This is a genomic window from Paenibacillus sp. 1_12 (assembly GCF_900114475.1).
Taxonomy (GTDB): domain Bacteria; phylum Bacillota; class Bacilli; order Paenibacillales; family NBRC-103111; genus Paenibacillus_S.
Genome location: NZ_FOTE01000054.1, coordinates 1 through 5865, shown reverse-complemented (window position 1 = coordinate 5865; position 5865 = coordinate 1). Strand labels below are relative to the sequence as shown.

7 protein-coding genes are annotated in these 5865 nt (G+C 44.5%); 5 read left to right on the top strand and 2 right to left on the bottom strand.

What is annotated here, in order from left to right:
- The first annotated feature begins 398 nt into the window (after positions 1-398).
- The 5 genes from BM210_RS33970 (at position 399) to BM210_RS33945 (ending at position 3999) form a co-directional block, all read left to right on the top strand.
- Positions 399-629, top strand: a complete 231-nt coding sequence (locus BM210_RS33970) for a hypothetical protein (protein ID WP_091177084.1) — start codon at positions 399-401, stop codon at positions 627-629.
- A 639-nt stretch (positions 630-1268) separates the two neighbouring features.
- Positions 1269-2225 carry a sigma-70 family RNA polymerase sigma factor gene (locus BM210_RS33960; protein WP_091177083.1) on the top strand — a complete coding sequence of 319 codons (957 nt, stop codon included), beginning with the start codon at positions 1269-1271 and terminating at the stop codon, positions 2223-2225.
- A gap of 62 nt (positions 2226-2287) precedes the next feature.
- Positions 2288-2716 carry an SRPBCC family protein gene (locus BM210_RS33955; protein ID WP_091177082.1) on the top strand — a complete coding sequence of 143 codons (429 nt, stop codon included), beginning with the start codon at positions 2288-2290 and terminating at the stop codon, positions 2714-2716.
- Positions 2713-3138 carry a DoxX family protein gene (locus BM210_RS33950; protein ID WP_091177081.1) on the top strand — a complete coding sequence of 142 codons (426 nt, stop codon included), beginning with the start codon at positions 2713-2715 and terminating at the stop codon, positions 3136-3138. The genes BM210_RS33955 and BM210_RS33950 overlap by 4 nt, the downstream gene beginning before the upstream one ends.
- A gap of 492 nt (positions 3139-3630) precedes the next feature.
- Positions 3631-3999 carry a GNAT family N-acetyltransferase gene (locus BM210_RS33945; protein WP_091177080.1) on the top strand — a complete coding sequence of 123 codons (369 nt, stop codon included), beginning with the start codon at positions 3631-3633 and terminating at the stop codon, positions 3997-3999.
- Positions 4000-4442: 443 nt separating this feature from the next.
- On the opposite strand, the gene BM210_RS33940 is transcribed toward BM210_RS33945, so the two are convergent.
- Entirely contained in the window at positions 4443-4859 is a 417-nt protein-coding gene (locus tag BM210_RS33940; RefSeq protein ID WP_091177079.1) for a VOC family protein, read from the bottom strand.
- 713 nt (positions 4860-5572) lie between these two features.
- Positions 5573-5865 (bottom strand): transposase (locus BM210_RS33935; RefSeq protein ID WP_143101179.1); only part of this gene is annotated, 293 nt, incomplete at its 5' end.

The window sequence follows — 5865 nt, the reverse complement described above, 5'->3', positions numbered from 1 at the left end:
AATACCCGTTACTTAAGGGCGCAGACCCATACATTGAACACGATCGGCCTCCACCCCTTGGGCAGGTATAACGAAGGAAGGCAAGGGCATAGACCCGTTGAGATCTGGGAGGGTGAACCCCCGAGGGCAGTATGGAGAATACGTGCAGTAAATGGAATAATGAGGAAGTTATGAACTGACCCTCTGTTTACGCATGCCTTCATGGTCGATTCGGTGGATCACCATCTGTAATTATACCGTTATGTCCTTTATTAAGGGGTATAATCCTGCGAATGAGCGAGCATATGTGAGAAAAACCCTTAAAACCGAGGGAAGTAACTGGCAGCATAGTTTAACAAATCCACCTGTTGCTTAAATTAAATGTTATAATATGGATAATAAATTGAAGGGGGTCTAAGATGAACAGTCCTTCCTACAATCCATTCAATGACGAGACGATTCACCTTACCTTGAAACGAACGCAATCGAATATTATAGACGAAAGGGATGCCTTTAACGATGTAATTAAACATGGTGATAGTGTTCAAGGTTTCCGGGCACCTAAAAAATCGAACAATTTCCAAAATGGTATCAAAATTCGCAAAGAATATATGGAACTATCTCGGTACTTGTTTTCGCCTCATTTATGATATATCAGATTTTCCAAATTATCGGGGATATTGCATCGGGGAAGTAGCCCTTGTGTATATCGACGACAGTCATAATTGTTATAGATACGAGAATTATAATTATAATCAATAGGAGAAGGCAGCCGGTTAAAGTGGATCGGCTGCCTTCGCTCAACTAACGGGATAGTGTCAATGCAGGATTTGGAAAAATTAATTTCATTGTTATCTCTTAGCGTTATGGAATTTGGAATACAGTCAGCATATCATATCGAGCCATTTTCTTTGTTCCTATAGTTTTAAAGAGTAAAGTCACAACATATTTGACACTTTGATGTTCTCGGATGCGCCCTGGGGTTCGCCGATCGAAACCGGGAAACGGGTGACGATCTGCATTACGTAGAACGTGATTGAGAAGTCAAATCGAATATTCGATGCTCTGCAGTAAGACGACCATGTCAATATGCCGTTACAGGAGGAATCCTTCTGCCCTGGATTCGGCGACGGCGTGACCTTCCAGATCTACACGGAGATGTAAACCATACCTCACGAAGAAAGAGTTGCCCACCATCTGGTCGCGCTACTCTTTTTTTATATACAAACGAATTCTTCTATAGGTATTATAGTATTGAAGAATTCGTTCCATGAAGGGTGGACACCGCAATGAAAGTAACCGCACCAGAACTTCAGTTATTTGACGAGTTGAAGCCGGGGTTAACCTCGTTCTGTTATAGGATGCTAGGGTCTATCGATGACGCAGACGATGCCGTGCAGGAAACCTTCATCCGCGTCTGGCAAAGCTGGAGCTCCTTCCGACAGGAATCCTCGTTTAAAACGTGGGTCTATCGGATCGCTTCAAATATATGCCTGGACAAGCTAAGACAAACGAAGCGCCGCATTCGCCCCGTAGACTTCTCATGCCCAGCGAAATCCATTGTCGAACCTCGCGAGACGCTGCCTGACTCATCTTGGATTTGGCCAGCCCCTGAATTTTCGAATAATCCGGAAGATATTTTCATCCGTAAAGATACGCTGCATATCTGTTTTATTACACTTTTACAGCTCTTGCCTCCCCGTCAACGTGCGGTGATGATTCTGAAGGATGTATTCGAGTGGCCTTCTAAGCAGATCGCAGAGACGTTAGGCATGTCGTCGGCAGCGGTAAACAGCGCTCTGCAGAGAGCCAGAGATACGTTGGAGCGGGAACAACTCCGTTCCGATGAATTCAATAGAAGCGAAGAGGCACCTGATCAGGAATTGTTGTCGCGTTATGTGGAAGCCTTCGAGCAATTCGATATCAATGCCCTGGTTGCCTTGTTTCATGAAGAAGGTCGGATGTCTATGCCGCCTTTCCCTATGTGGGTGCGCGGCAAGGACGATTTGTTCAAGTTCTTCACGCTTACGCGTTGGCATTGCGAGGGTTCCCGGTTTGTGCCGGTTACGGCGAATGGCGGTTTTCCTGCGTTAGCGCAGTATATGTGGAGCAGGGAAGAGGACGGCTTGGTCCCTTGGGGGATTCACCTCTTAGAAGTGAAAGACAACAAAGTATTCCACGTCCAAAATTTCATCAATCGAGACTTATTTGCCCGTTTCGGACTTCCGGATCGATTGGACCGATGAATTTCGTCGGTTGGTTTCGTCTATAGAAGTGAAAACTAAAAACAAGAGAGGATGTTATTACAATGGAAACGAATCAATCGACGAAAGTTACCGTACAAGTCGTCATTCAAGCGCCAGTAGAGAAGGTATGGAGGTACTGGTCCGAGCCGGAACACATCACGAAGTGGAATCAAGCTTCGGAGTCGTGGCACGCACCGAAGGCGGAGAATGATCTGCGGGTTGGAGGCAAATTCCTTACCCGAATGGAAGCAAAAGACGGCAGCATGGGGTTTGACTTCTTTGGAACATACGACGTCGTGAAGCTGCATGAACAGATTTCATACACAATGGAAGACGGGAGAACGGTTGAGATCTCCTTCCTGTATCAAGGAAACGAAACCAAGGTGATTGAAATATTTGACGCGGAAAGCACGCATTCCATTGAAATGCAGCAGTCGGGATGGCAGGCGATTTTGGATAATTTCAAGAAATATACCGAGGAATCCCGATGATCGAGACGAATATGAAAACGGGGACACCACCAGTAAAAGAAATCTCTAATGCGAGGCTATGGACAGCGCGTGCCATGAGCGGGATTGTTATTCTGTTCATGCTGTTCGATGGGATCGGGAAATTCGCCAAGCCCGTACAAGTGGTAGAAGGCACGGTCACGCTCGGATTCGCGGAGCACCACCTTGCAACGTTGGGCGTATTAGTATTGCTCTGCACCGTGCTGTATGCCATTCCGCGAACTCGGTTCCTGGGGGCGCTACTGCTCACGGGTTACTTAGGAGGCGCGGTGGCTGCACATCTCAGGTTGGATAATCCGTTGTGGTCTCATCTGCTGTTTCCCGTCTATGTCGCCATACTGGCTTGGGGGGCGCTGTGGCTAATCGATCGAAGATTGCGCAATCTTCTCCGAGAACGCGAATAACATATATACTGCCGCCGAGGAAAAAAACGGCGGCTTTTTTGTTGCGTCGCTACGGGATTAGCCTCATCAGGAGGCTGCCGCCTTTTTCGATCGGTTGGCTTTGCTGTGTTAACAGGCTTTGAATTTCACGATGAGAGTAGATACTATAGGATTGCAGCCCCATTAAGTTAACGGATACAATAGTGGAGGAGATTGCTTCGGGCATCTCCTCTTTTGGCTATTTAAAGTAGCGGGCAGGTTAGTACCAATGGACGTTGTGTTAAAATATAATCATTTTTTATCATGTTAGTTCATACCAAGTCTTGTATCGTTAAGTTATGAATAAGAGTTGAACACTTGTTTTGATAACGGAGAGCAATCAAATAAAATAAAAGACAAAGGGCTATCCAGCGGGTGGCTGCCTTTAAGAAAGAGAGTATTTATGCAAATAGAATCGCTTATTTATAGCGATAAGTTGTGGCAAGTCGTTGCTGAGTATGCGCAGAATTGTTCATGGAAAGCAGGAACCAATTAAGCGAACAAATGAAAAAATGCCATTTTTCAGACTGGGAAAGAGTTTTTGCAGCACTTGATGGTGATCACATTGCTGGTTATTGCACTTTAGCAAAAACCGACTGTATACCTGATGTTTCCTATACACCTTATATCGGGTTTGTATTTGTGGGAGAGCAGTACAGAAGCAATCAATTAAGTGAAAAGTTGATTTTATCTGCCTTGGCATACGCGAAGGAACTGGGTTTTGATAAAGCATACCTTGTCAGTGACCATGTTAATTTGTACGAAAAATATGGTTTCGTGAAGATAGATGAGAAAGAAGCACCTTGGGGAGCAATGGACACCATTTTTATGCACCTGACGTAAGGTGCTGCTATCTAGCAAAGAACCACCCCGAAAGGGAGGGACTTAAAACTTTACCGTTACATATAGCGCTGTGAACCTTATCGTAAATAAGGTAAAGGTCATTCCGCTAACTGGGAACTACAGCACAATAACCTGGGAGTGCAGTTTGCCGCGGCAGCTGCTCCCAAATTCGTTAAAGTAACGGGGATAGTTCGAGTATTCAAGTCCTGGCGTGAGGTATTGCGAATTATTTTTAAAATTATAGATAAGGGTTAATTTATTGGTTATTGAATTATTAGTACGATCGTGCTAAATTTTATCCATGAGTACTAAATCTGATAAAAAGTGCTGGCAAGCGATCATGGTACCGAACAAAACTAATCATCGCGAAGAAGACGTCGGGGAATATGCCCGGCGTCTTTCTTTTTGAACCCTAGTACGAGCGTGCTCTCTCTCCGTTAGCCTTAACCTTGTGCCGCATCCATGTTCATGTAGTTAATGGCCCACAGATGGCCGTCCAAGTCCACGAAGCCCCAATGATACATGAACCCATGATCTTCAGGTTCAGCGTGCAATTTCCCGCCCAAGGTGACCGCGGTTTTCACGATTTCATCGACCTTTTCCCGGCTCTCGAAGGCCAATGCGATCGTCATCTGCGCATACTTGCTCGTATCGACGGATTCCTTCTCCGTGAGCGTAATAAAGAATGCTTGATTGATCAGCATGACCTGCAGGTTGTCGCCGATCACGATGGCTACCGAATTCTCGTTATCGGGGAATTGCGGGTTGAGCTCGAATCCGAGTCCGGTGAAGAACGCTTTCGATTGTTCTACGTTTTTTACAGGCAGGTTGAAGCTCGTGAATGCGGACGTTAATGCCATTTTCAAAACACCTCTTCGTCAAATTAGTTTGTGTTCATTTATGCCTTCGTTTATATAGACGACAGCCGATCCGGGAATTCATCGGTCTCATGGATTCGGAAGCCCGTAAATTTTCAAAAATAACTTGGTATTGAGTTCGGATACCCGCCATTCCCGTAAGGTTGCTTATTCTTATTGTGCAGGGATAAAGATTGAACCTCTCTAAAAAGGAATTCGTCTGAATATATGACAATTAAAGGGCGGGTATCGAGTGACGGAATGAGGGAACGGTATGGAAATTAATGATAAAACCGAAGTACGAAAGAAAAAGTTCGAAATTAAAGAGACGACACACAACAACACTGTCCAACGACACAAAAGTTCCTATTTGTGTCGTTTATGTAGGAACTTTTGTGTCGACAAATGTCGGTTGTCAAGAACATTGTCCGAATGAAGTCCACGTAAACCGCGGGATTTTTTAGTTATCGGATCAAGTTCTTGTCATTTGGCAATGACAAGAACTTGATCCGATTCCCGATTCATGACAAGAACATTGTCCGATTGCCGACAAACAGTAGACTGACCTGTAACTGGCTAAACTATACCAGCTAATAGGCTGTCAATATTTAATAATTAATGAACGAAACGAAGGATGCTATACTGATAAAAGGGTACGATAAATAACCGTCCCACAGCATTTGGGAAGGTTTACCTCAATATCTAAGGCTTGCTAATCAGACGAAGCGAAAAGCTTCTTTCTTGGTTAAGATGGCATAAATCCAGTGGATCCGTTTATTTGCACAAGCGATCACAGCTACTTTAAACAGTTTGCTTTCAGCTCGCTTTTTAACGTAATAAACCCTTAATTTTTTATTACGTGAGCTTCGGAGACCACAACGAACAGCTTGGTATAAGGCTGTTCGGAGCTTTCTAGAACCGCGTTTAGTAATTGGATTTCGAGTAGCAGTAAACTTTCCTGAAGAAAAAACGCTAGGATCAATACCCGCAAATGCGATCAGTTTCTTTG

Bases quoted from the DNA above. Each gene is read 5' to 3' on its own strand.
- BM210_RS33970 (WP_091177084.1), top strand. From the start codon at position 399: ATGAACAGTCCTTCCTACAATCCATTCAATGACGAGACGATTCACCTT.
- BM210_RS33960 (WP_091177083.1), top strand. From the start codon at position 1,269: ATGAAAGTAACCGCACCAGAACTTCAGTTATTTGACGAGTTGAAGCCG.
- BM210_RS33955 (WP_091177082.1), top strand. From the start codon at position 2,288: ATGGAAACGAATCAATCGACGAAAGTTACCGTACAAGTCGTCATTCAA.
- BM210_RS33950 (WP_091177081.1), top strand. From the start codon at position 2,713: ATGATCGAGACGAATATGAAAACGGGGACACCACCAGTAAAAGAAATC.
- BM210_RS33945 (WP_091177080.1), top strand. From the start codon at position 3,631: ATGGAAAGCAGGAACCAATTAAGCGAACAAATGAAAAAATGCCATTTT.
- BM210_RS33940 (WP_091177079.1), bottom strand. From the start codon at position 4,859: ATGGCATTAACGTCCGCATTCACGAGCTTCAACCTGCCTGTAAAAAAC.